1 protein-coding gene is annotated in these 2,652 nt (G+C 65.6%); it reads right to left on the bottom strand.

The genetic code is table 11. The features are described from left to right. Positions 1-206 precede the first annotated feature (206 nt). A complete protein-coding gene (locus tag AC1DYI_RS32140) occupies positions 207-2,540 on the bottom strand; it encodes a nitric-oxide reductase large subunit (protein WP_477208171.1) in 2,334 nt (777 codons plus the stop codon). Positions 2,541-2,652: the final 112 nt, after the last annotated feature.

Here is a 2,652-nt window from a genome sequence, read left to right as displayed (position 1 = left end):
GCGTTGACGACGGTGTCGAGATGGTCGGTCATCGCCGCGCTGCCGTCGGTGTTCGGGTCGGTGTGGAGCAGGATCTGCATGGGGTCTTTCGAAGTCGTGAGCCCGCGCTCAAGTGGCCGGCGCGGTCTGCCCCAGTTTGCGCGGCGGGATCTGCCGGGTCGGTGCGCTATCGAACAGTCGCATGCCCTGCCTGCTACGTGGGATCACTACACCGGCAGCTTCGCCGGGACGAGGATCGGGCGTGGCGACTTGGCGCCCTCCCGCACGCCCAGGTAGCCCTTGATCGAGGCGATCACCAACGGCACGGCGCCGAACACGATGAACACCACATCGCCCGGCATGCGCATCCATTCGAGCAGGTGCGACCGTTCGCTGCCGATGTAATCCAGGCTGCGGGCGTGCCAATAGCCGTYGTGCAGGACATCCCACAGCTGCAGGAGCCCGGACGGGAACAGGCTCAGGCCCACCATCAGTGCCAAGCCACCGTTGGTGCCCCAGAACGCGACCCGGACGTACTTTTCGATCGCGGGCCAATGTGCGTCGTCGCTGGTCTGGCGCAGCACGAAGACCATCAGCGCGATCCCCAGCATGCCGAAGACACCCATCATGGCCGAGTGCCCGTGGGCGGGCGTCAGCAACGTGCCGACCTCGTAGTAACTGACGATCGGCAGGTTGATCAGGAAGCCGAGCATCCCCGCGCCGACGAAGTTCCAGAAGCCCACCGCCATCAGGAAGTAGAAGGCCCACTTGTGCGGGATGTCGATGGCCTTGCCCGCGGCGTCGCGCTCGCCACGCGTCGTGCGCACGAAGTCCCATGCGTCGAGCGTCAGCAAGGTCAGCGGAACCACCTCGAGGGCCGAGAACAAGGCCGACAAGGCCATGTTGAAGTTGCTCTGGCCGGTGAAGTACCAGTGATGGCCGGTGCCCATCAGGCCGCCGAGGAAGTACAGGATCGCGTCGAGATAGATCACGCGCAAGGCGACGTTGCGGCGAGCCAGGCCGAGCTGGAAGAACGTCAGCGCCACCACGGTCGTGGCGAAGAATTCGAAGAAACCTTCGACCCACAGGTGGATGATCCAGAAGCGCCAGGTGTCGACCACCGTGTAGTTGGCCTTGGCACCGATGAACAGCGCCGGAATGTAGAACAGCGGGATCGCGATGGCGGCGACCAGGAACATCCTGACGATGGGCCGCACCGTCGGGTTCGCGAGCGTGTGGGGCCGCACCAGCATCCACAGCAATGCAAACCACGCGAACAGCCCCGCCACCAGCAGGTATTGCCACACCCGGCCGAGTTCCAGGTATTCCCAGCCCTGGTTGCCGAGCCAGAACCACCAATCGCCGAGCACCTGCGAGATGCCCAGCCATTCTCCGAGCAAGCTGCCACCGATCACCAGAGCAAAGGCGGCGAAGAGTCCGTGCGTCATTGCGGCGAGCCCACGCGGCTCGTCTTTGCGCAAAGATCGGCCGAGGAACAGCGCCGCAGCCACATAGGCGGTCGCGATCCAGAAGATCGCCAGTTGCAGGTGCCAGGTTCGCAGCAGGTTGCTGGGGAAGATGCGTTCGAGGTCGAAGCCGTAGAAGCCGCCCGGGTCTGCGCGGTAGTGCGCAACGCCGCCGCCGACCAGCGTCTGCCCCAGCAGGAGCAAGGCGACCACCACGAAGAACTTGACCAGCGCCTTCTGCCCGGCGCTGGACTGGCCCGGCAGCAGCTGCGGCCTGACCTGGTGGCCCCGCGTGACCCAGCCGAGGTAGTCGAACTTGCCGAAGGCCAGCAGCACCACGGCGATGCCGGCCAGCAGCACGGCGAGGCTCAGGGCGCTCCAGAACAAGGCGCCGGCGATCGGCCGGTTGCCGACGCTCGGGTCGTAGGGGAAGTTGTTGGTATAGGAATAGTCTTCACCTGGTCGCGCTGCGACGGAAGCCCACGCGGCCCAGCTGACGAAGGCGGTGAACTGCCTCAGCTCCATGCGGTCTGTGATCAGGTCGGCCGAGAGCCCGCCATTGAGCGCCGGGTCGTGAAAGTAGCGGGTCCAGTGCTCGATCAACTCGCCATGGGCTGCGGCTTGCGAGGCGGTGAGCTGCAACACCTCGGTGCCGGCGTCATAGCGGTTGGTCTTCAGCTCAACCGCCGCTTCGGCGCGCACCGCGGCCCGCTGAGATGGCGTCAGGTCTGAGACGCGCTGCTGGTGCCGCGCTTGCGCGATGGTCTGCGCCGTGACTTCGCCCATTCGGTGCAGGGCTTCGGCCGCGTAGTCCGGCCCGAGGTAGGCGCCGTGGCCCCAGATGCTTCCGTTGGCCATCAGCCCGTACTTCAGGAACACGGCCTGGCCTTCTGCAATGTCGTCGCCGCTGAACTGCAGCGAGCCCGCAGGGTTCGTCACCTGCGTCGGGATCGGTGGTGCATTGCGATAGGCGAGCAAAGTGACCGCGATGAGGCCGGCAAAGCCGAGCGCCATCACGATCAGCACCGCACGGACCCACCATGGCGACAAGGGACCGTCGTCCTCGTCGGTCAGAGGCAGCGCAGCTTCACTCATGATGGCTCCCAACGGGCGGACTTTGCTGGCCATCGTGCACAGTCGTCAGCCCGGCGTATGTGTGCCAGCAGACACCACCGGACTGGTGGTCCATAAGCCCTCTGAGCAAGGT

This window comes from Ideonella sp. P3_A4, assembly GCF_056403075.1.
Note: the sequence above shows the minus strand (reverse complement) of the source record. Positions and strands in the feature narration are given on the sequence as shown.